This window comes from Paenibacillus sp. FSL R7-0297 (assembly GCF_038009025.1).
Lineage (GTDB): Bacteria > Bacillota > Bacilli > Paenibacillales > Paenibacillaceae > Paenibacillus_AQ.
Map to the genome: position 1 here is coordinate 4,675,045 of NZ_JBBPAQ010000001.1, position 22,631 is coordinate 4,697,675.

The 22,631-nt window shown below is 56.2% G+C and carries 12 protein-coding genes; all 12 read left to right on the forward strand.

Annotation, left to right across the window (positions count from 1 at the left end; translation table 11 throughout):
• Positions 1–17 precede the first annotated feature (17 nt).
• The 12 genes from MKZ24_RS20480 (at position 18) to MKZ24_RS20535 (ending at position 22,629) form a co-directional block, all read left to right on the forward strand.
• Positions 18–8,999 (forward strand): SDR family NAD(P)-dependent oxidoreductase, encoded by an 8,982-nt coding sequence (locus tag MKZ24_RS20480; RefSeq protein ID WP_340785900.1) that lies wholly within the window; start codon positions 18–20, stop codon positions 8,997–8,999.
• Positions 8,996–11,554 carry an alpha/beta fold hydrolase gene (locus tag MKZ24_RS20485; protein WP_340785902.1) on the forward strand — a complete coding sequence of 853 codons (2,559 nt, stop codon included), beginning with the start codon at positions 8,996–8,998 and terminating at the stop codon, positions 11,552–11,554. The genes MKZ24_RS20480 and MKZ24_RS20485 overlap by 4 nt, the downstream gene beginning before the upstream one ends.
• Before the next feature lie 141 nt (positions 11,555–11,695).
• Positions 11,696–12,373 carry an MBL fold metallo-hydrolase gene (locus MKZ24_RS20490; RefSeq protein ID WP_039291928.1) on the forward strand — a complete coding sequence of 226 codons (678 nt, stop codon included), beginning with the start codon at positions 11,696–11,698 and terminating at the stop codon, positions 12,371–12,373.
• A gap of 26 nt (positions 12,374–12,399) precedes the next feature.
• Complete coding sequence (fabD, locus tag MKZ24_RS20495; protein WP_340785905.1) at positions 12,400–15,798, forward strand: ACP S-malonyltransferase; 3,399 nt, start codon at positions 12,400–12,402, stop codon at positions 15,796–15,798.
• The gene (locus MKZ24_RS20500) at positions 15,795–16,034 is read left to right on the forward strand and encodes an acyl carrier protein (RefSeq protein WP_042236666.1); all 240 of its coding nucleotides are present in this window, start codon (positions 15,795–15,797) and stop codon (positions 16,032–16,034) included. The genes fabD and MKZ24_RS20500 overlap by 4 nt, the downstream gene beginning before the upstream one ends.
• The gene (locus MKZ24_RS20505) at positions 16,021–17,325 is read left to right on the forward strand and encodes a beta-ketoacyl synthase N-terminal-like domain-containing protein (RefSeq protein WP_042236665.1); all 1,305 of its coding nucleotides are present in this window, start codon (positions 16,021–16,023) and stop codon (positions 17,323–17,325) included. The genes MKZ24_RS20500 and MKZ24_RS20505 overlap by 14 nt, the downstream gene beginning before the upstream one ends.
• On the forward strand, positions 17,326–18,558 hold the full coding sequence (locus MKZ24_RS20510) for a hydroxymethylglutaryl-CoA synthase family protein (protein WP_340785908.1): 1,233 nt from the start codon (positions 17,326–17,328) through the stop codon (positions 18,556–18,558).
• Positions 18,559–18,570: 12 nt separating this feature from the next.
• Entirely contained in the window at positions 18,571–19,353 is a 783-nt protein-coding gene (locus tag MKZ24_RS20515) for an enoyl-CoA hydratase-related protein (RefSeq protein ID WP_340790194.1), read from the forward strand.
• A gap of 10 nt (positions 19,354–19,363) precedes the next feature.
• Positions 19,364–20,137, forward strand: a complete 774-nt coding sequence (locus MKZ24_RS20520) for a 4'-phosphopantetheinyl transferase family protein (protein ID WP_340785910.1) — start codon at positions 19,364–19,366, stop codon at positions 20,135–20,137.
• 33 nt (positions 20,138–20,170) lie between these two features.
• Positions 20,171–20,683 (forward strand): flavodoxin domain-containing protein, encoded by a 513-nt coding sequence (locus MKZ24_RS20525; RefSeq protein WP_042236661.1) that lies wholly within the window; start codon positions 20,171–20,173, stop codon positions 20,681–20,683.
• Positions 20,684–20,714: 31 nt separating this feature from the next.
• On the forward strand, positions 20,715–21,467 hold the full coding sequence (locus tag MKZ24_RS20530) for an electron transfer flavoprotein subunit beta/FixA family protein (RefSeq protein WP_042236659.1): 753 nt from the start codon (positions 20,715–20,717) through the stop codon (positions 21,465–21,467).
• 139 nt (positions 21,468–21,606) lie between these two features.
• The gene (locus tag MKZ24_RS20535) at positions 21,607–22,629 is read left to right on the forward strand and encodes an electron transfer flavoprotein subunit alpha/FixB family protein (RefSeq protein ID WP_340785914.1); all 1,023 of its coding nucleotides are present in this window, start codon (positions 21,607–21,609) and stop codon (positions 22,627–22,629) included.
• Positions 22,630–22,631: the final 2 nt, after the last annotated feature.

Genomic DNA, 22,631 nt, shown 5'->3' on the forward strand with positions numbered 1-22,631 from the left:
GGTTGGTGGTCAGCACAATGAGCATGGACAAACCGGAAGACCGTAAGGAATTAATCTATTTCCAGGAGCTGTGGGCGGAATCCGCCCCCGTTCCGCAAGCCCGGGCGATCCCCTCTAAGGAAGAGGCTAAGGCAATGCTGCTGTTTATGGAGGCAGAGGACATGGAGGGCCAGGCGGCAGCGAAGGAACTCAGCCGGGATTTCACTGTAATTACCGTGCTGGCGGGAAACTCCTTTCACAAACAGGACGGTCATACGTACACGATCAATCCTGCGGTGGAGCAGGGTTATACCGCTGTGCTGGCTGAAGCTGCCATGGACAACCTGCAAATCGCCTATATGGCGATGCTCTGGAAGAATACCGCGCCGCCGGATGATTTACTGACACCGCCGGACACCGGTGCTATTTTCACTATTTTTCATTGGGTCCAGGCCTTTCATGCCCTGAAGCTGCGGCTGAATATCCGCTGGTTGTCCGTATCCCGGAGCGGCGGCGGAGAGCAGCCTGCAATCGAAGCTTTGGGAGCCTACGGCAGCTCGCTGCAGCGGGTATATCCGCGTCTTCGCTTCACCCATATCGGGCTGCAAGGTGGAGAAACGAATCTGGCGGAACTCATCCGGGAGGAAAGCCTGCTGACCCGCTTTGCTTTTGCACATGAAGTGAGATATACGGGTGGCTGCCGATTGGAGCAGCGGTTCAGCGAGCTTAACCTGGGGACAGACGGGCCTGCTCTTCTGAAGCAAGGCGGCGTGTATATGATTTCCGGCGGAGCCGGTGCGCTGGGCATGATTCTGAGCACTCATCTCGCGGAGAATTACCGGGCGAAGCTGGTTCTGCTGGGAAGAAGTCCGCTTACAGCCTCATTGGAGGATAAACTGGCGGCCTTGCGTGCCTCCGGTGGAGACGCGCTGTATCTGACCTGCGATATTGCGAAGTTCGCTGAAGTGCATTCGGCAGTCCGTCTGGCCAAGCAGCATTACGGAGTCCTTAACGGTGTGATTCATGCGGCGGGACAAGCGAGCCATCAGCTTATTTTTCAGAAAAGCACGGCCGCCTTCACAGAGATTCTCCAGCCGAAAATCGCGGGTATTGCTGCTCTGGATGAAGCCACGCAGCAGGAGCCGCTGGATTTCTTTGCCGCCTTCTCCTCAACTTCATCCCTGCTTGGTGATTTCGGACAGTGTGATTATGCCGTGGCGAACCGGTTTTTGGACCGGTTTTGCCGCCGCAGGCAGCAAAAGACCGAGAAGGGCGAACGGCAGGGCAGAAGCCTCTGCCTGAATTGGCCGCTATGGGAAGCGGGCGGAATGCACCTGGACAATCAGGGGGAACAGCTCTATCTGCAGACTTCCGGAATGGGGTATTTAACAGAGGCGCTGGGCATCAGTGCTTTTGAAGCCATCCTGGCAGGCCAGGAGCAGCAAGCTGCAGTAGTGTACGGGGAACGAACAAGGCTGGAAACGCAGCTGAGGCTGAAGCCGAAGGAGGCCGAGCAGGCCAGAGGAGGAATAGCTAAGTTGGAGGAGCATACGGGGAATACAACCGAGTCCATGGAAGAACAGGTAATGCGCGATGTGCTGCACCTGGCGGCGCAAATTTTGCAGACACAGCCCGGCAAGCTGAATCCGGAGGAGAACATGGGCGATTTCGGCTTTGATTCGATTTCACTGAAGGAATTTGCTGACGGGTTAAGCGAGCTGTATGAAATTGAACTGTCTCCGGCTGTCTTTTTCGCCAAAACCACACTGAGCGAGCTGACCCCGTTCCTGATGGAGGAATTCAGCCGGGAGGTTCAGGCTCATTATGCAGCGGCGACTCTTGTGACTGGTTCACTTGAGCAGCAGATACGTATTGCACCGCTGCCCGCACAGGAGGCAATTCAGCTGAAGCCACAGACCGCTCCGGCACCGCAATCTGTTCCGCAGGAGGATCCTGCCGGTCTGCCCCGCTCCATAGAAGCAGGTGCAGGGGAAGCACAGCCGCCTGCGCTGCTGCCGCTGGCACAGAAATTCTCCGGCCGCAGCAAGACCAGCCGCACCAAGGCCGTGCCGGAAGCTTCGGCGCGGCGGGATGTGGCGGTGATTGGCGTGAGCTTCAAGCTGCCGGGTGCGGACACGGCGGAGGAGCTGTGGAATTTCCTCGATCGCCAGGAGAGTCAGATCCGGGAGATTCCTGCAGACCGCTGGGACTGGAAAGCCTATTACAGCACCGACCCGCAGGCTGAGAACCGCACCAATTCCCGCTGGGGCGGCTTTATCGGCGGCCATGATACCTTTGACGCCAAGTTCTTCCAGCTGTCGCCCCGCGAAGCGGAGCTGATGGACCCGCAGCACAGATTATATATTCAGGCGGTCTGGAAAGCGGTGGAGGACAGCGGTTATAAAATGTCTACACTTGCCGGGAAGCCGGTGGGTGTATTCTCCGGCGTACAATTTACCGATTACCAGCAGTTATTGTCCGCGAATATGGAGAAGATTCAGGCCCAGTCCAGCATCGGCAACGCAACGGCCTTGCTCAGCAACCGCGTCTCTTACCTGTTCAATTTCAAAGGGCCCAGTGAATCAATTGATACCGCCTGCTCCAGCAGTCTCGTAGCCTTGCACCGGGCGGTGAAATCCATTCAGCACGGCGAGAGCAGCCTTGCGCTGGCCGGCGGGGTGAGCCTGATGCTTGATCCCAATACCTATGTAGGTGCGGGAGTTATGGGGGTATTCTCACCGGAGGGACAGTGCAAAACCTTTGACCGCAGTGCGAACGGTTATGTCAAAGGAGAAGGCGTCGGCGTTGTAGTGCTGAAGCCGCTGGATCAGGCTGTGGCGGATGGCGATCACATTTACGGCGTTATTAAAGGCACAGCCGAGAATCACGGCGGCCGGGGGCATTCCCTTACCGCTCCCAATCCGGATGCGCAGGCTGAGCTGGTGGTGCAGGCTTTCACCGAAGCGGGCGTAGATCCGGCTGCGGTATCGTATATCGAAACGCATGGAACAGGAACGGAGCTGGGCGACCCGGTGGAAATCAACGGGCTGAAAAAAGCCTTCTCCGAGCTTTACCAGAGCCGGGGCCAGGCTCCGTGCCCCGGTCCGCAGATCGGTCTGGGCGCGCTCAAGACGAACATCGGGCATCTGGAGCCGGCTTCCGGTATTGCCGGAGTGATTAAGGTTCTGCTCTCCCTCTCCAGGGGCAAGCTGCCGGGTAACCTGAATTTCAAGGAGCTGAATCCTTACATTCAACTGGAAGGCTCCCCGTTCTACGTGCTGGAACGCACGAAGACCTGGGAGGCCAAGGTGAACGCGTCCGGCCAGTTCTTACCACGCTGCGCAGGTGTCAGCTCCTTCGGCTTCGGCGGCACGAACGCCCATGCCGTCATCGAGGAGTATGTGCCGTCTGCGGCTCCTGCTCAAACTGCGGATGAACCTGTAGTATTCCTCCTGTCGGCCAAGAATCGTGACCGGCTGCGCGAATACGCCGCACTCTTCCGCGGCGCTCTAGCTGAGGCTGTAGATATGCGAGGGATCGCCTACACGCTCCAGGTGGGACGTGAAGAGCTGGAGGAACGGCTGGCTATCGTCGCAGCCACTGCAGAGGAGCTGCGGGACAGGCTTGCCGCCTATTGCGGCGGATATGAAGCATCCGGCCTGTACACGGGCAGCGTTAAGAAATCCCGTTCAGAGACAGGAGCTGAGGACTATTCACAAGCGGTTATCGCCCATGCCTTGGCGGCTACGGATCACGTTACCCTCGCCAAGGCCTGGTCAACCGGAGCCCGTATTTCCTGGACCGAGCTATATGGGAATCAGCGTCCGGCGAGAGTTTCCTTGCCTGGCTATCCATTTGCACAGACCCGGTATTGGATGCCGCTGAAGAAGGCAGACCCCGCTTCCGTCAAGACGGTGGTCTCGGAGCCAGCCTTGCACGCCCTGATCGACCGCAACCTGTCGACGCTGTATGAACAGGAGTTCGGGAAGACCTTTCAGGGCGACGAGTTCTATCTGGCTGATCATGGGCATGTTCTGCCAGGCGTTGTCTATCTGGAGATGGTCCGGGCAGCCGGAGCCTTGGCCGATCCTAAGCATGTTGTAACCGGAATCCGCAATGTGGTCTGGTCGACTCCGGTGCTTGTGGACAAGGAAGCGTTACTGGTCAGAACTGCTGTGCAGCCCGGACCCCAAGGGATTGACTTCAGGATTTACTCCGAGCAAGGCGGGCAGCGGGTGGACCATGCCCAGGGCAAGCTGGAGCTGGGTTCTTCCGGGAACTTCCGGCAGGAGAGCCTGGATATCAGCGCCTTAATCGGCAGAAGCAGCGGAGGCGAACAGGAAGCGCGTGCCTATTATGAGCTGCTGGGCAGCCTGGGCGCTGAGCTGGGCAGCCGGTTCTCGGGGATTCAGGCTTTGTACTGCAATCCGTTTGAAGCCGTCTCCAGGCTGGCTGTTCCGGACAATCTTATGACCACATTGGATCATTATCAGCTGCACCCGACCCTGACCGACGGAGGCTTGCAGTCTGCGGTGGCTTTTGCCTACCGGACCGGGCTGATTGACCGGCAGGTGCTGTTTGTGCCGTTCGTGCTGGGACAGCTCGAAATTCTGGATGCTTCAGTACAGCCTGCCTACGCCTATGTTCAGCGTTCGCCGGGTCAGGGACTGAAATTCGATATCGCTTTTCTGGCAGAAGCAGGACAAGTGGTTTCAAGAATGAGGGAGCTTGCCATCCGTCCGTTTCAGGTGAACCCGCTGGCGGGAGCCTCCGCAGCATTGCTGCAGCCGAATTTCGCCGGAAGTGAGCTAGTCTATTTGACCCCTGGCTGGGTGGAGAGTCCCATAGATCCACTTGCGCTGCCGTCTGCTCCGGGAACCAGACTACTGCTCATGGGCGGCGCTCTGGCGGAGAAGGAGGCGAGTCTGACAAACTCACTTGGGGACCCAGCTGTACGGGTAAGCTTTGGCTCAGTGTACAAGGCACTAGCCGTTAATCAGTTTCAGATTGATCCAGCCGATCCGGAGAGTTATACGAGACTGGCGAAAGCCTGCGGCATTGCTGAGGATACGAAGCTGCAGATTGTTTATCTGCTTAGCGGCACAGGCGCCCGGACGGTCAGAGAGTGTGTGGCTCAGGACGTCTATCCCGTGTTCCATCTGTCCAAATGGTTGGCTTCCTTCGGGTTTCAAAGCCCGGTCCGACTGTTCTGCATATACCGCGATGAGAAAACAGTGGCCGCTTATAGCGCATTGTCCGGCTTCTTCCGCTCAGCCGTGCTGGAGAGTCCCAAATTGCAGGGCAGCCTGATCCATATTAAGGATCACAGGAGGTTGAATCATGTGCTGGAACAGGAGTTATCAGCCAGCCAGCCTGAGCATGAGGTGAAATATGAAGCGGGCTGCAGATATACCCGACAGTTAATTCCTGCACAGCCGCCCCGGGAGCGTACGCGCAGGCTGAAGGCCCGCGGCGTCTATATGATCGTCGGCGGACTCGGCGGACTGGGCTATAGGGTTGCCGAGCATCTCGCAGAGAATTACCAGGCGCGCCTGGTGCTGTGCGGCAGAAGCCCGGAAGGTGACCCGGCCAAGCTTGAGCGGCTGAAGTCGCTGGGTGCAGACGCGGTCTATCTTCCGATGGATTTGGCCGATGCGAAAGCGGTGGAGCTTACGGTAGCTGAGGTTAAGAATTTGTTTAATCAGCTGGATGGAGTCATTCATTGCGCCGGTGTAATCAAGGATTCGCTGCTGGTTAAGAAGAACATGGCGGATTTTGCCGATGTGCTCAGTCCCAAGGTATACGGAACGGTATATTTGTACCGGGCGTTGTCACGGGAAAATCCGGAGCTGCTGTTCGTGCCCTTCTCCTCCTCAACCGCCTTAGTCGGAAATATCGGCCAGTGCGATTATGCCTATGCCAACAGCTTTTTGGATCATTATGTGGCGCTGATGAATGAGAAGCGGGGCAGAAGCGATACCGCAGTGAACTGGTCCCTGTGGGAAAATGGCGGCATGCAGGTGGACGGCGCTACCAGGGAATTGCTGTGGTCAAAGTTCGGGATGAACCCGCTGTCCGATGAACAGGGACTGCGGGCCCTGGAAGATAGCCTGTCCTTCCGGGAGGATCAGGTGATGGCGGTATCGGGAGACAGGGAGAAGCTCATCCGTACCTTCACCGGCCAACTTCGCCAGGCCAGCCGGCAAAGCCGGCAGCCGGAAGGCAGTTTCACCGCTGCGGCCGCTGCGCCTGGGGATAACGGACAAAGCCATCAGCTGGAGGAAGCGCTCATCGGCATCATGGCGGATATTCTCAAGAGCAGCCGGAGCGAGGTCAGCCGGGATTCCGATCTCAGTGAGCTTGGCTTTGATTCGATCTCGTTCACTGAGCTGTCGAATGCCATCAACAGGGCCTTAGGAGTGGAGATTACACCAACGCTGTTCTTCGAGCAGTCTACTCCGGCTGCCATTGCGGAAGCGATATACAGTGAATACCGGACGGTGATCGACCTTCATTTTGCACCGACGGAACGAGGCGGCGAACGCCTCCCGGTTCAGGCTCTGCAAGCGGAAGCGCCGCACCCGTACCTTCAGCCGGAGACTGCATTCAGGCTGCTGCACCGCAAACCGGATCCCTCCTTGTTCCCGGACCTGGCGGATCGTTCAGGGCGGAACACCGGTGCCCTGCCGGACACCAAGGAGCCTATCGCTATCGTGGGCATGAGCGGGATGATGCCCGGAGCGGACAATCTGGAGCAGTTCTGGTCCAATCTGGAAGCACAGAAGGACATGGTCACGACCATTCCTGAAGACCGCTGGAGCTGGCAGAACCGCTACGGCGACCCGCGCCGGGAGACGGGCAGAACCGATGTGAAATACGGTGCTTTCCTTAAGCGCATCGACACCTTTGATCCGCTCTTCTTCGGCATTTCGCCGGTGGAAGCGGAGAAGATGGACCCGCAGGAAAGACATATGCTCCAGACCGTATGGCATACGCTCGAGAATGCGGGCTACAAGCCGGAGCAGCTGTCGGGAACCCGGACCTCGGTGTACATCGGGGTATCGAATGGGGATTATCAGGAGCTGCTGCTGAAGGATGAGATTGCCACCACGCTGACCCGCACGATGCTGACGAACCGGATCTCCTATTTCTTCAACTGGAGCGGACCCAGCGAACCGGTTGATACGGCTTGCTCCAGCTCGCTGGTAGCCATCCACCGCGCGGTGGAGTCGATCTGGCATGAAGGATGCCCCTATGCAGTCGCAGGCGGAATCAATCTGATTGCCAGCCCGAACCTGTTCATTGCCGGCAGCAGCCTGGGGATGCTGAGCAAGGACGGGAAATGCAAGACCTTCGACAAGGACGCCGACGGGTATGTGAGAGGCGAAGGAGCGGGGGCGCTGCTGCTGAAGCCGTTGTCTGCCGCGCTAAGGGATAAGGATTATATCCATGGCGTAATCCGGGGGACGGCGGTCAATCATGGCGGGAAGTCGAATTCCATTACTTCCCCGAATGCCAAATCCCAGGCGGAAGTCATTATCCGCGCACATGAGAGGGCAGGCATAGACCCTTCCACGGTCACTTATATTGAGACGCACGGAACAGGCACTAGCCTGGGCGATCCGATTGAAGTAGAGGGACTGAAAAAGGCATTCAAGGCTCTGTATCAAGAGTGGGGCAAGCCGGAATCAGAGCTGCCGCAATGCGTAATCGGCTCGGTCAAAACAGCGATCGGCCATCTGGAATCGGCGGCTGGCATAGCGGGCGTAAGCAAAGTGCTGCTGTCCATGAAGCACGGGAAGATTCCGGGCAATATTCACTTCAAGGAGCTGAATCCCTATATCAAGCTGGAAGGCAGCGGTCTGAGTATTGCAGCGCATACAGCCCCATGGAAGCCGCTCACCGGCAACCGGGGCAGCGAGATTCCGCGCCGGGCGGGCATCAGCGCTTTCGGTGTAGGCGGAAGCAATGCGCATATCATTCTGGAAGAATACCGCAATCCGCCGGTTGGGCTGCCTGCACAGAGCCGCTCCCGGCACATCATTCTCCTGTCTGCCAAAAGTCAAAGCAGTCTAAAGGAGAACAGCCGCAGACTCCAGGCCTTTGTCGCCCGTAGCCTTGCGGGAGAGGCGGCCCTTCCTGCGGAGGACAACGCCCACAGCCTGGAAACAAGCCTGCGGCGTGATGTCATCGCCTTGTTCCGGCAGGTGATGGTTCTTGACGGTGAGGACATTGATCCTGCGGCAGAGCTTGAGGAATACGGACTGGACGCGGTCAAGAACGTGCAGCTGCTGGAATTGCTGAAGGACAAATTCTCGCTCGAATTCAAGGACGCCGTGTACGGCTTCTCTTCGCTGAACAGTCTGGTGATGTTCCTGTTGCAGCACGACCCCGGCGGGATCAGCAATTACTACGCGGCGGGACGCAGTGGAGTGCACCAGGAAGGAACTGCTCTGCCGGACAGCCTCACCCTGGAGCAGCTGGCTTACAGTCTGCAGACCGGACGCGCTGAGATGACGGAACGGCTGGCCATTGTGGCCGACAGCCTGAGCACGCTTCACGGGAAGCTGGGAATGTACCTGTCCGGGAAGCAGGATCAGGCGGGCATACATGAAGGACAGAGCAGCCAGCGCTCGGCGCTCAGCAAGCTGTTCGACGGCGAGGAGAGCCGCTTGTTCATGAATGAGCTGCTGCTGGGAGAGAAGCTGGACAAGATTGCCCAGCTATGGGTGCAGGGCGTTGCCATCGACTGGACGGCCTGGTACCCGCAGCCGCTGCGCAAGACGCCGCTTCCCGAGTATGCCTTTGATGAGGAGAGATACTGGCTGCCCGGACCGGACTGCATAAGCGCGCCAGAATCTGCCCTAAGCCCGGTTCATACTCCGGAAGCAGGAGCACATGCGGAAGAAGAGCCGGTTGTTCTGGATGACGATCAGCTGCTGCTGTGGCTGAACAAGGTACACAAAGGGGAAATAAGCGCCGAGAACTTAAATCTGTTAGTGGGGGATCTCTTGGAATGAGCACCTATTCGAGAATGCAGTTGTTAAAGCTGGTGGAGAACCAGCAAATGTCTCCGGAGGGAGCATTGAAGATCATCAGGGAGAACAGTCAGCGTCCTGCAGGCCAGCCGCAGCCGCAGCCGCAGCCGCCGATTCAGGAGGATCCGCTTAACGCGGCTCCTGCGGACCGGCAGGATTTGGGCTCGCAATTGAACAAGCTCCTGGTGGAGGGAGTAGCCACGCTGCTTAAGGTACCGGCGGGCAAAATCCACCCGGATGCCGACTGGAAAAGCTTTGGGTTTGATTCCATCAGCTTCACGGCCTTTCACAGCTATCTGACAGAGAAGCTGGGATTCAGCTTTCCCCTGGATGTCTTCTTTGAATACAGCACAATCCACACCTTAACCGGGTTTCTACTGACCCAAACCTCCGGTGCAGACGTCAGCTTCAGCGGGGAGCCTGCTGTACAGCCAACGGGCCACCTGCCTTCTCAAAGCCCCGCTGAGACTGGGCAATTGACCCCTGCCCGGCAGGATTCCCTGTGGCTGGTCAACAGTGCAGATACCTTTTTCCTCGACTTCTGGAGCAAGCTTGCCGACTCCTCCATCAACGCTCCCGGGACGGGTTATCCTCCGCTGTCCACTGCTGAGCTGGATAGCGTCCCGCACAAATACATCCAGCTGCTGGTGAATACCTCGGCCGGTCAGAAGATGGAGGTAGTAATCTCCGGTCAGGGCAAGCCGCTGGTCATTGTCGGAGGTGTGGGTATGGCTTCGCCGATGATTCTGCATCAGCTCGATTATTTCTCAAGCCGCTGCCGGGTCATCAGTATCCATAATCCGGGCTGCGGACTCAGTGAGGATATTGACAATTACTCGCTGGAGCACAGGGTCAAGGTGATTGCGGAGGTGCTGGACAATCTGGGAGTGAGCGGGCCGGTGGATTTTGTCGGCATTTCCTGGGGGGGACTCGTCGGGCAAACCTTCAGCGTGGAGTATCCGGAGCGGGTTTCCAGCCTGATCCTGGTCAGCTCCATCTATGAAATCGTCAATGAGAATCCGCAAATGAATGCCGACGCAGCGATGAAGAAGGATCTTGAAGCAGTCGAGCGGGGACTGGATTCCCTGGAGCTGATGGAATACGGGAAGAGCATCAACAAGCAGATTTTCACGAAGTACATGGAATATTATCTGCCCGGCAATCACAAAAGCTACTCGACCATCCAGCTGATCGGCCGCATTCAGGTGCCTGTACTGATCGTATATGGCAAGAACGACACCATCATCAATACCCGGCAATCCAAGGAAATGGCAGTTGCAATTCCGGGGGCCCGCTGCGTTGAAATGGAAGATGCCGCCCACTTCCTGTTCATGACGCATCATGAGCAGCTGCACCGGGCGATGGAAGAGTTCATCTTCCGGCCGGAGGCTGAACCCTTCAGCCTGCGGGACAGCTATGCGCAAATTCTGGATGCTGAGCAATTGCGTAGAGCAGAGCTGAATATACGGGGAATCGAAGGCTACGAGGGACTGGAAGAGCGTCTGAACGAGCTGTGCATGAGCTATGCCTACCGTTATATCAGGCAGTGCGGTCTCGACACCACTCCCGGCACGATTCATGACCGATCAGAGTGGGTGAAGCGGCTGAAGATCCTCCCCGGGTATACCAAGCTGCTGGACTGCATGATCGACATGCTGGCGGAAGACGGTGTAGTGAAGCTGCTGAACAGCCGCGTCAAATTCATCAAGGCCGAAGCGGAGATTCCGCAGCCGCAGGAGCTGTATGAGGCCTGTCTGCTGGATTTCCATGAGTTCCGGGGGATGCTCCAGTTCCTGGATTATTGCACCGGCAATTATAAGGATGCGCTTAGCGGACGGGTCCCTCCGGTCAGCGTGCTGTTCCCTAAGGGCAGCTCTGACGCCCTAGAGCGGAGCAACCGGGATACCGTGGAGCATGGCAGGGAACGGGTCTATGCCCGGGTGGTGCATGATATTCTCTCCATGCTGATCTCCAGGGATGGAGGCGGCGGGCCGCTTAATATCCTTGAGGTCGGCGGCGGAACCGGACTCTTGACCCGGCAGCTGCTGGATCTGGCAGAACTCCCGAATGTGAACTACTATTTCACCGATATTGGCGAGTATTTTATTAACAAGGCGAAGGATGAGCCCGAATTCACTTCCCTGCGCTTTAAGACTTTTGATATCAGCAAAAATCCGGCGGAGCAGGGCCTGGCACTGCACAGCTTTGATGTTGTGCTTGGGCTGAATGTGGTTCATGCCACTAAAGATATCGGCGGAACGCTGGCTAATCTGCGGCAGCTGCTTGTGCCGGATGGTCTGATGCTGTTGATTGAGGCCTGCAAACGCCTGCGCTGGGTGGATATGGTCTGGGGGTTGGCGGAAGGCTGGTGGATGTTCGAGGACCGGAGCCTGCGCGATAAATCTCCGATTATTGACCCGTATGCCTGGGAGAAAGTATTCACGAATGCCGGTTATCAGGACATTCAGGTCTTCCCTGGCGACGATGAACGGCGCTTTATGGCCGACTGTGTTCTTGTCGCAGCGCATAAAAGGTAAAAATTCAAAAATATGATACTAATTTTAACATTATACAGCATAAACATTCATTGACATTGAAGGAAATCGTAGATGATAATTTAGTAGATTCATCAAGAAAATTGTGGAAATATGACAAACCAGATTTTCGAGGAGGCGGACATGGAAGCAACGTATGATCTGTTTACCATCAAAACGCAGTGTATGACTTTTTCTAACTACGCTTATCTCGGAATTGACAAGACCTCCCGTAAAGCTTTTGTTGTTGATCCGTCCTGGGATGTATCGCAGATGATTCAGATTTTGGAGAAGCAGGGCGCTTCCCTGGAGGCTGTACTGCTGACGCATTCTCATTTCGATCACACCAATATGGTCAAAAAACTGGAAATGCTCTATCACCCATCGGTCTATATTTCCAGAACAGAGGCGGACTACTACAGATACCGCTGCACCCGGCTCAGAACCGTTGAAGACATGGACCGGATACGTATCGGTGACACCCAGATTACTTGTCTGGTGACTCCCGGGCATACGCAGGGAAGTGTCTGCTACTGGGGTGAAGACAACCTTTTCTCCGGGGATACGGTATTTATCGAAGGCTGCGGCTTATGCGACAGCGAGGGGGGCTCGGCAGAGGATATGTATTACAGCATCCACCGGCTGATCCGGCTGATTCCGGCACATGTGCGTGTTTTCCCGGGCCATTCCTTCGGCGATCCGCCGGGCAAAGAGATGAGCTATCTCTATAAAAGAAATCTGTATTTCCAAATCGATGACATCAATCATTTTGTGAAATACAGGAACAGAAAGAACAATGCCAGAGTTTTTGATTTCAAATAAGCTGCTCAAATTCAGGAGGTACCGTAATGCACAGTGAAATGGTGTTTATGTTCTCCGGGCAAGGCTCGCAATACAACAAAATGGGTCTTGAATTATACGAGAATCAGCCTGTGTTTCGTCAAGCCATGGAACAGCTGGACCGTATTTTTCATGATTTGACCGGCAAAAGCGTAATAGAAGAGCTATATCTCAACACCAAGCGCAAGGGTTCCAGATTCGAGGATATCCTGTATACCCATCCTGCGATCTTCATGGTTCAATATGCGCTGGCGGAGACATTGAAGGCTGAGGGAATGACTCCCCGCTATACGCTGGGGGTTAGCCTGGGGGAATATGTGGCGCTGGCGGTGGCTGGGGTGCTGACGGCTGAGCAAGCGCTGGAGCTTATCGTGAAGCAGGTCGAGCTGCTCAAAAAGACCTGCAAAACCGGTGCGATGATTGCCATTCTGGACAATGAACAGCTGTATCACGGGAATGCGGAGCTGAACACCCGCTCGGAGCTGATTGCTGTGAACTTTGAGAAGCATTTTACAATCGCCTGCAAACGCGAGCATGTCAAAGAGATCCAGCAGTTCATCAAGGAACGTAACATCGCCAGTCTGAAGCTGCCTGTGAACTATGCCTTTCATTCCGCTTCCATCGATGAACTGGAGGAGCCTTACCGTACATATTTGCAGAAGATTGACTATAAGACTCCAGCCCGGGGAGTCCGTCTGGTATCGGCTATGACCGGGGGGAGCGTGCAGGCTGTGGGAGAGTCCTTTTTGTGGGATGTGCTAAGGAAGCCGATGAATTTCCGCGGTGCACTGGAGAGCCTGTCCTCCGGCGGGGAGCGGCTGTTTCTCGACCTGGGTCCGTCGGGTACGCTGGAGAATTTCAGTAAATACATTCTGGAGCAGCCGCAGGCCCGGCAGGTACGCTCTGTGATTACGCCAATGGGCAGCGAGCTGAAGAAGCTGAATGAGATCGTGGCTGAGTATGGGCAAATGAACCTTAAGAAAGAAGCGTGGGAGGCGAAGATGAAGATGAAGTCTTATTTATTCCCGGGACAGGGCGCGCAATTCATGGGTATGGGAGGCACACTGTTCAAGGAGTTCCCCGAATACACCGCGATTGCCGACCGGGTGCTGGGCTACTCCATTGAAGAGCTATGTCTGAAGAACAGCAGCAGGCTGCTGGATACTACCGCTTATACGCAGCCCGCGCTCTATGTCGTTAATGTCTTGTCCTACCTTAAGGAGCTGCGGGATTCCGGGGAGGCTCCCGATTTCGTAGCCGGACACAGCTTAGGCGAGTACAGTGCGCTGTATGCGGCAGGCGTGTTCGATTTCGAGACCGGACTTAAGATTGTGCAAAAGAGAGGCGCGCTCATGAACACGGCGACCGGTGGCGGTATGGCCGCCGTCATCGGGCTGACCGAGGAAGCCATTCACCGGATTCTCGCCGACCACCGCCTCGATAAGCTGGATGTGGCCAACCTGAATACGCCTACGCAGATTGCCCTTTCGGGGCTGATGGAGGATGTGCAGGCCGCCAAAGAGATTTTTGAACAGAATGGAGCTTCTGCTTATGTCGTTCTGAATGTCAGCGGCGCCTTCCACTCCCGGTATATGCGCAGCTCGGCGCTGCAATTTCAGGAGTTCCTCAGCCAGTTCGAGCTCGCTCCGCCCTCTATTCCGGTTATCGCCAACTTGACGGCGCGGCCTTATTCCGTAGGCGATGCCGTACATTACATGACAGAGCAGATGGTCAGCAGCGTGAAATGGTCCGAATCGGTCCGTTACCTCATGGGCAGACACCCCGAAATGGAGCTGACCCAGATCGGCCCGGGTCACGTCATCGCAGGCTTGGTCAGCAAAATCAAACGGGAAGCGGAGCCGCTGATCGTGGATGATGCCGCCGAGGCCCGGCTGTTATTTGCCGAATCGGCATCAACTGCCGAAGCCGAGACAGCGCCGGAAACGGCTGAGTCCGATGCAGCAATTGAAGCTCTGAACACAGCTGAGCCTGCTGTAGTTGAAGCTCCGGCCGCAGATTTCACAGTGGAGCCGGAGCCTGTCCAGACGCAGGAAGAGGCGCTGGTACAGACTGCCTTCACCGGAACCCGGCTCGGAAGCGCGGCATTCAAGCAGCGCTACGGACTGGATTATGCGTATTTGCTGGGAGGGATGAATGACGGAATCTCCTCCTCAGAACTGGTTGTACAGGCTGGCAAGACAGGCTGTCTCGCTTTTCTGGGCGCAGGCGGGATGAAGCCGGCAGAGCTTGCAGATGCCATCCGCCATATCCGCCGGGAGCTGGGGAACAGCAAATCTATTGGGGTTGCCGTAACCTATCATCCGATCTATCCGAACCGGGAAGAGGAGCTGATAGATCTTCTATTGAGAGAGAAGATTCAATTGGTTGAAGCCTCCTCGTACCTCACCCTGACACCGGCGCTTGTAAAGTACCGTTTGCTGGGACTTACGAGAGCGGAGGATGGATCTGTGCGCCGTGCCAACCGGATCATTGCCAAGGTATCCCGGCCGGATATCGCTACACTGTTCATGCTTCCGGCTCCGGCCCGTATCGTGGACAAGCTGCTGGCTGACCGGCAGATTACGGCAGAGCAGGCAGAGCTGGCCCGGTTAGTTCCGGTGGCGGATGATCTTTGCGCAGCAGGTGATTCGGCAGGACCGACCGATCAGGCCAATCTCATCAGCCTGTTGCCGACGCTACTGCGTCTGAAGAAGGAATTGTCCCGTACCTTCGCTCCGGTGCAGGAGATGCACATCGGTGCCGCTGGAGGGATTGGAACCCCGGAAGCTGCAGCTGGCGTATTCCTGATGGGCGCAGACTTTATTTTGACCGGATCGATTAATCAATGCACGGTGGAGAGCGGCGCAAGCCCGGAGGTGAAGGAGCTTCTGGAGCAGGTGAATGTCTACGACATGGCCTATGTCCCTTCCCTGGAGCTGTTCGAGCTGGGCGGCAAGGCCCAGGTGCTCAAGAAGGGGTTGTTCTTCTCGGCAAGAGCCAACAAATTGTATGAGCTGTACCGCAATACCGGCTCTATTGCACAGCTGGACAGCAAGACGAAGTCTCAGCTGGAAGACAAATATTTCGGCCAGCCGATGACGGACGTCCTGGAGGTATGCAAGCGTGGAATGTCTGCGGAGGAGAAAGCAGCTGTCCAGGGTGATTCGAAGCAGCAGCTTGCGGCCGTCTTCAAATGGTATATCGCCAAAGGCAAAGCATCCGCCATCGCCGGTGAATCCGCCAATAAGGTCAATTACAGCATTATGTGCGGTCCGGCCATGGGAGCCTTCAACCAGTGGGTGAAGGGAACACCGCTGGAAGCCTGGAGAAACCGCCGGGCTGGCGAGATTGCCGTCACAATGATGAACGGGGCTGCCCAGATCATAAAAGGAGAGGTTCTCGTATGAACAAAGACCAGGTACTGGAAATTATGAAGAGTAAAATGATCGATATCCTGCCGGATTTGACCACCGAGCAGATTCAGAGAGAAGTAAGCATGAAAGACCTCGGCGCGAACTCCATTGACCGCTTTGATATTATTTCCGACACCATGGATGAGTTGAATATTAAGATCCCGCTGCTGCAGTTCGGGAGCCTGAAGAATATCGGTGAGGTCGTAGATTTCCTGCATGAGAATCTATAACGGTGCAGCCGGCTGGCGGTTTGAGGATTTCCGCCTGGTGACCGTCACCGGGATGGGTATCCTCAGCCCGGCAGCAAGCGGTGTGGAAGCCTTCGGGCGGTCCCTGAAAGACGGCCGCAGCGGAATTGGCTATCTTTCAGGATTAACCTATGCGGACGGACAGCCGCTGATCGGTGCTGAGCTGAGCGGGGAAGGGCTGCAGGAATCCTTCGGCCGCTATGAAGGGGATTTATCCCGGAACGCCGGCCGCTTGTTCAGAATTTCCGGCAAGTCGGTCAAGGCCTCGGCGCTGGCCGGGGCTGAGGCATGGCAGCAGGCGAAGCTGAATGTAAGCAGGCCGGAGGCAGAGCGGATCGGCCTGATCATTGCCGGAAGCAATATTTCTCCGGCGGTCAGCTATGCAGCAATGATGGAATGCGGACACCAGCTGGAGCTGCTCCATCCCAGATATGCGCTGAATTACATGGATACCCATCAGCTTGGGGTACTTAGTGAAATGTTCGGCATTCAGGGAGAGGGGGCGACGGTTGGCGGCGCCTCAGCCAGCGGCAATGCGGCGGTGCTGAGGGCAGCGCAAATAATCCAGCTCGGGATTGTCGATGTCTGTATGGTTATCGGACCTTTGGCCGATCTGTCCCCGCTGGAGCTGCAGGGCTTCCTCAATATTGGGGCGTACGGAGGCCGCAGCTTCCATGATGCACCCGCCGCGGCGTGCCGGCCGTTCGACAGCAGGCATGAAGGCTTCATCTTCGGACAGGCTTCCGCCTGCCTGATCCTGGAGGGGGAGGACAGTGCTGAGGCCCGGCAAGTGGAGGTACTGGCAACTATAGCCGGCGGGGCGGCTGCTCTGGACGGACACAGCCTGTCTGACCCGAGCGAAGATGGACAGGTGCGGACGATGGAGCAGGCGCTCCACACCGCCGGAATCGCCCCCTCTGTCATTGATTACATCAATGCGCATGGCACTTCTACACCGCTGGGGGATGTGACGGAGCTGAAATCAATCTCACGGGTGTTTGGCGGCCAGCTAAGTCACATCCGGTTGAATTCGACCAAAGCGCTGACCGGACATTGCCTGTATGCAGCCGGAGTGGTGGAAGCCGTGGCTACGATCCTTCAGCTGCAGGGGAATTTCCTTCATCCGCTGCCCTCTCTGGAGGACCCCATCAGCCGTGAGCACTATTTCGCTTCCAGCCTGGCGGAACCGGCGGGATTTACTTATGGGCTTAGCAATTCCTACGGCTTCGGAGGAATCAATACCAGCATTATCATCAGAAAAGGAGCAAGCTGAATGCGAGTAGGAATTGAGAGTATCAACTTTTACGGGGGGCCGGCGGTGATCTCCGCCCGCAGTATCTTTGAAGGCAGAGGCCTTGACCTCAGCCGGTTCGATAATCTGATGATGGACCGGAAATCTGTGGGTGTAGCCTGCGAAGATGCTGTAACAGGCGGAGTCAATGCGGCGAAGCCGATCATCGATGCCTTAAGCGAAGAGGACAAGAACCGGATCGAGCTGGTGATTACAGCCAGCGAGTCCGGTGTGGATTTTGGCAAATCGCTCAGTACCTATATCCATGACTATCTGGGGCTGAGCCGCCATTGCCGGTTGTTCGAGCTGAAGCAGGCCTGTTACGGCGGAACAGCCGGGCTGCACATGGCTGCCTGCTTCATCGCCTCGGGTGCTTCCCCCGGAGCCAAGGCGCTGGTCATCGCCACGGATGTAGCGAGAGCCGCAGCCAAGAGCACCTACGGTGAGCCGACTCAGGCTGTTGGAGCCGTGGCCATGCTCATCAGTGCCAATCCGGAGATTCTGGAGCTGGATTTCGGCGCAACCGGACATTACAGCTATGAGGTGATGGATACCTGCCGGCCGCTACCGGAGATCGAGACCGGGAACCCGGATTTGTCGCTGCTGTCTTATCTGGACTGCCTGGAGAATGCCTATAAGAATTATAAAGAGAAGGTGGACGGTGTCCATTTTCAGGAAACCTTTGATTTCCTGGCCTTCCATACACCCTTCGGCGGCATGGTCAAAGGTGCACACCGCAAGCTGATCCATGAGGAGCTGAAACTGAGAGGCCCGGCAGTCCAGCAGGATTTTGACAAAAGAGTCGCCCCGTCCCTGACCTACGGCATGCAGGTGGGCAATGTCTATTCCGCAGCTTTATACCTCAGCCTATGTAGTCTGATTGATCAGGCGGACATTGCGGATTACCGCAGAGTCGGGTTATTCTCCTACGGCTCAGGCTGCTCTTCGGAATTTTACAGCGGGGTGATTACGCCGGAATCCGTAAGGAAGCTAAGTGCGATGAATATTCAGGCGGGGCTGGACAGCCGCTATGAGCTCAGCTTTGAGGAATATGACGACATCCTGGACCAGAACGTGGAGTGGCTGTTCGGGATTCGGGACAAGAAGGTGGATTTCTCCGGATTCAGCCGCATCTATGATCACTTTTTCAAGGGCAAAGGTTATCTGGTTCTGACCGAAGTCGATGACTTTCACCGCAAATATGCGTGGAGCTGACAAGTGACTGCTATGGAGTATCATTCTATTGCCGTAAGTCACCTGGAAGAAGGACTCTACAGCATCCGGCTGAACCGTCCGGAGCATAAGAACAGTATCACTGCCACCCTGGTATCAGAGCTGCAGCATGCCTTAGGGATGCTGGAGGAGCTGAGCGCCTGCCGGGTGATTGTCCTTGAAGGTACGGGCGGGTATTTCTGTACCGGGATGAATTTTCAGGCGTTTACGGACGGGGAGGATGACGCACCCGGTGATTCTGCCGCCCCGCCATCCGTAGATTTTTTGCAGACGATGAAAAGGATTGGCGAACTGTCCAAAATGGTGATCGCCAAGGTAGACGGGCAGGTGCTTGCCGGTGGTGTGGGGCTGATGGCTGCCTGTGATTATGTGGTCGCTTCGCCGCGTTCCACCTTTGCCCTGCCTGAAGCGATCTGGGGCCTCGTGCCTGCTCTCGTCAGTCCATATCTAATCCGGCGGACCGGCTATTGGCAGGCATACAAGATGACCTTGACCACGCTGCCCTTGTCCTCGGAAGAAGCGCTAGGGTGCAGACTGGCCGATGAAGTGACTGCTGAGCCGGATGCCAGCATTCTGCGGCTATACCGGAGAATCAGCCGGATCACGCCGCAGACAGTAAGGGAGATCAAAGGCTTTTTCCGGCAAATGTGGATTATCAACGAAACGATGGAAAATGACGCCGTAGCCGAGATTGACAAGCTGACCGCTTCCGCAGAAGTCAGAGAGAACATTCAGAATTATGTGCGTTACAAAAGATTTCCCTGGGAAAAAGAATAGGGGCACAGAGATGCTATATACAACCTTCGCAAGGCAATATGAACAGTTCCTCTCCCAGACGGTAAGAAGGCTCAGCTTTGAGCTGGAAGGCCCGGAGGATCGCTATGGGCTGAAGCTGAGTGTGGTCTCCCTGCCGCAGGAGGACGGGCCTCTGGATTATCTGAGTGCGGCGGAGAAGGAGCAATACTTCGGCTTCAAATATCCCAGACGCCGCAACAGCTACCTGCTCGGCAAGCTGGCCGCCAAGATGGCCGTGGCCGGGGAGCAGGATGATCTGTCCGAAATTAAGATCGATCACGGGATTATGTGTCAGCCGCTGGTGGCCGGAAGGGACCGGAAGATTACGATTACCCATTGCGACACCCTGGGAGCGGCGGTTGATTATGACCCGCGCCTGCTGCTGGGCGTTGACATGGAGCTTGTGGATGAGAAGGCGATGGACGCGTTAAGAAGGATTACCTCCAAGGAGGAAGAGGGCCTGATGAAGGACATAGGACCTGAGCTTGCGCCGCCGTTCTTCCTGACCCTGCTCTGGACGGCGAAGGAAGCGATGTCCAAGGTGCTTCAGACCGGCTTCACCGTTCCCACCGATCTGTTCGAAATCAAAGCTTGCGCATGCAGCGGACATGGAGTGATCAGCCAGTTCAAGAATTTCCCGCAATTCAAGGCCATATCCGTTCTGCGCCGTGAATATGTTTTTACCATTGTGCTTCCGGCCAAGGCCATGACTGACGGCTCGGAAGCCCGGTTAATGCAATGTCTGCAAGAGATGCTACCATTATAACGTAAGAGTATCAACCATTTCAGGAGGTGCTTTATGAAAAGTCTCGTCCTTTACACAAGCGTCTATGGAAGTACGAAGCAGTATGCAGAATGGATCGCGGAGGAGCTTGGAGCCGATCTCGCGGACATCGACACGTTTGACATTAAGCAGGTAGGCCCGTATGACACCGTAATTATAGGTACCTATGTCCGGGTTCAGAAGCTGGTCATTGCCGATTATCTCAAGAAGGTCTGGGACCAGCTGAAGCATAAGAAGGTCATCCTCTTTTCCGTCTCCAAAACGCCTGTGCAAAGCGAAGCCTCCGTCAAAAACTACAACAAAAGCATACCCGAAAAAATCCGTGCCGGGCTGAAATATTTCCCGCTGGAAGGCCGGTTTAACTTTGAACAGCTGGCCGACAAGGATAAAACCATGATGAAGGTCGGACAGAAAATGACCCGGCTGTTCATGGGCAAGGAAATGGCCGAAGAAATGGTCAGAAACTGCGACGATGTGCGCAAAGAAAACATTTCGCCGATTCTCCAGGAACTGCGCCAGACCTCATGAGCAGGCCCGTGTCCAGGAAGGAGTGAGCGGATTGCAAATCGCTGTATGTGTCAAGCAGGTACCCTCCGCTCACATGGGGCCTGTTATGAACCCGGCGGATGTCTTTGCCCTGGAAGAGGCGCTGCGGATCAGGGAGCGCCAGGGCGGAAGTGTAACCGCCGTAAGCATGGGAGCAGAATCCGCAGCCCAGATCTTGCGGAGCTGCATCTCACTGGGTGCGGATGCAGGCGTGCTGCTGACGGACAGGCTATTCGCAGGTGGGGACACACTCGCAACGGCCACTGTGCTCTCCCGTGGGCTTGAGCTAACAGGCAAGCCGGATCTGATTCTCTGCGGCACCCATTCGACTGACGGGGAGACCGCGCAGGTCGGTCCCGCCCTGGCGGAGAAGCTGGGCACTGCGCACATCACGCATGTCCTGGAGATCCTCGCCCTGGAGGAGCAGCACATCACCTGCAGGCGGATGACAGAGACCGGTTTTGAAATTGTGCAGCTGATGCTCCCGGCCCTGATAACGGTGCATAAAGGCATTAATCAGCCGCGGATGGCGACCATTAATGGAATTCTGAAGGCTAACCGCTGTGAAATCACCAGGCTGTCCGCCCAGGACCTGAGCCTGGACAAGCAAGCCTGCGGGCTTGCGGGATCGCCCACCCGGGTGCAGGCAACCCGGAATGCCGCAGACCGGCAGGTGCCCTTCACAGTAAGCGGCAAGAGCCTGCGGGAGCAGATTGAGGAGATCGCGCAGCTTTTGACAGCTAAGAATATGTCACCGGGTATATGATGCTTTTTCTAAAATATAAGAATTTATATGTTTCACATGATAACTTATCCTTCTATTTCTCGCTGAAACAGTACCGTTCTTACAAAAGGACGGCAAAGCCGTTTCCACTTGTTATTTTCATTCAGATAAGGAGGCTCCCATGCCGGATCAGAGCCTGCGGGCCAGAGAATATGAAGGTCTCATGATTGCCGGTGAATACGCGGAAGGACGTCTTAGCCCGGCTGTATATGAGCTGCTGGGCTCAGCCCGTGAGCTGAACCGGAAACTGCAGACGGACATTGCCGTCGTGCTTATCGGAAGCGGTACTTCAGCCTATGCGGCCTCCTGCATCAGCCATGGCGCGGACACCGTCTATGTACTCGATCAGCCCGGCCTCAGTCCGCTGAGCGAAGAGGTTCATACGGAGCTGCTGCATCAGCTGGTATTGGAGGTTAAACCGGAAATCCTGCTGCTTCCCTCCACTATACATAGCAAATCCATCGCCGCAAGATTAGCTGCAAGGCTTAACACCGGATTAACTGCGGACTGCACAGAGCTAGACATTGATCTGCCTAGCCGGGTACTGCTGCAGATCCGGCCAGCCCGGGAAGGGGCGTTAATGGCGACCATCTGCTGCCCGGAGGCCAGACCGCAAATGGCGACAGTCCGGCCCGGGGCCATGCCCCCTTGCGTACCCGATCCGCAGCGGACCGGACGGATTATACATCCGCAGCTCCAGCTTCCATCCGTGCTACGCACCTCTATCCTTGAGGTGATCAAGAGCAGAGAGGCGCCAGGCTCCGCCGCTTCCGGTATTATCGTTGCCGCAGGAAGGGGCGTGTGCAGCAAGGAAGGAATAGAGCTGGTCAGAGAGCTTGCCGCATGTCTGGGTGCAGAGCTGGGTGCAACAAGACCCGTGATTGACCAGGGCTGGCTGGATTATTCCCGGCAGATTGGCTTAACAGGCCGGAATGTGAGCGGCAGAATCTATATCGCCGTCGGCATTTCGGGAGCGGTTCAGCATACTGTGGGCATCCGCAGAATGGACACCGTGATTGCTATCAACAGGGACAAGGCAGCCCCTATTCTGGGACTGGCAGCGCACGGTATTGTTGCCGATCTGTTCGAGGCGGTGCCGCTCCTGATTGAACAGGTTAGACAAAACATAACAGTAGGCAGGTGAGC

Coding starts and splice junctions, on each gene's coding strand:
- MKZ24_RS20480 (WP_340785900.1), top strand. CDS start 18: ATGAGCATGGACAAACCGGAAGACCGTAAGGAATTAATCTATTTCCAG.
- MKZ24_RS20485 (WP_340785902.1), top strand. CDS start 8,996: ATGAGCACCTATTCGAGAATGCAGTTGTTAAAGCTGGTGGAGAACCAG.
- MKZ24_RS20490 (WP_039291928.1), top strand. CDS start 11,696: ATGGAAGCAACGTATGATCTGTTTACCATCAAAACGCAGTGTATGACT.
- fabD (WP_340785905.1), top strand. CDS start 12,400: ATGCACAGTGAAATGGTGTTTATGTTCTCCGGGCAAGGCTCGCAATAC.
- MKZ24_RS20500 (WP_042236666.1), top strand. CDS start 15,795: ATGAACAAAGACCAGGTACTGGAAATTATGAAGAGTAAAATGATCGAT.
- MKZ24_RS20505 (WP_042236665.1), top strand. CDS start 16,021: ATGAGAATCTATAACGGTGCAGCCGGCTGGCGGTTTGAGGATTTCCGC.
- MKZ24_RS20510 (WP_340785908.1), top strand. CDS start 17,326: ATGCGAGTAGGAATTGAGAGTATCAACTTTTACGGGGGGCCGGCGGTG.
- MKZ24_RS20515 (WP_340790194.1), top strand. CDS start 18,571: ATGGAGTATCATTCTATTGCCGTAAGTCACCTGGAAGAAGGACTCTAC.
- MKZ24_RS20520 (WP_340785910.1), top strand. CDS start 19,364: ATGCTATATACAACCTTCGCAAGGCAATATGAACAGTTCCTCTCCCAG.
- MKZ24_RS20525 (WP_042236661.1), top strand. CDS start 20,171: ATGAAAAGTCTCGTCCTTTACACAAGCGTCTATGGAAGTACGAAGCAG.
- MKZ24_RS20535 (WP_340785914.1), top strand. CDS start 21,607: ATGCCGGATCAGAGCCTGCGGGCCAGAGAATATGAAGGTCTCATGATT.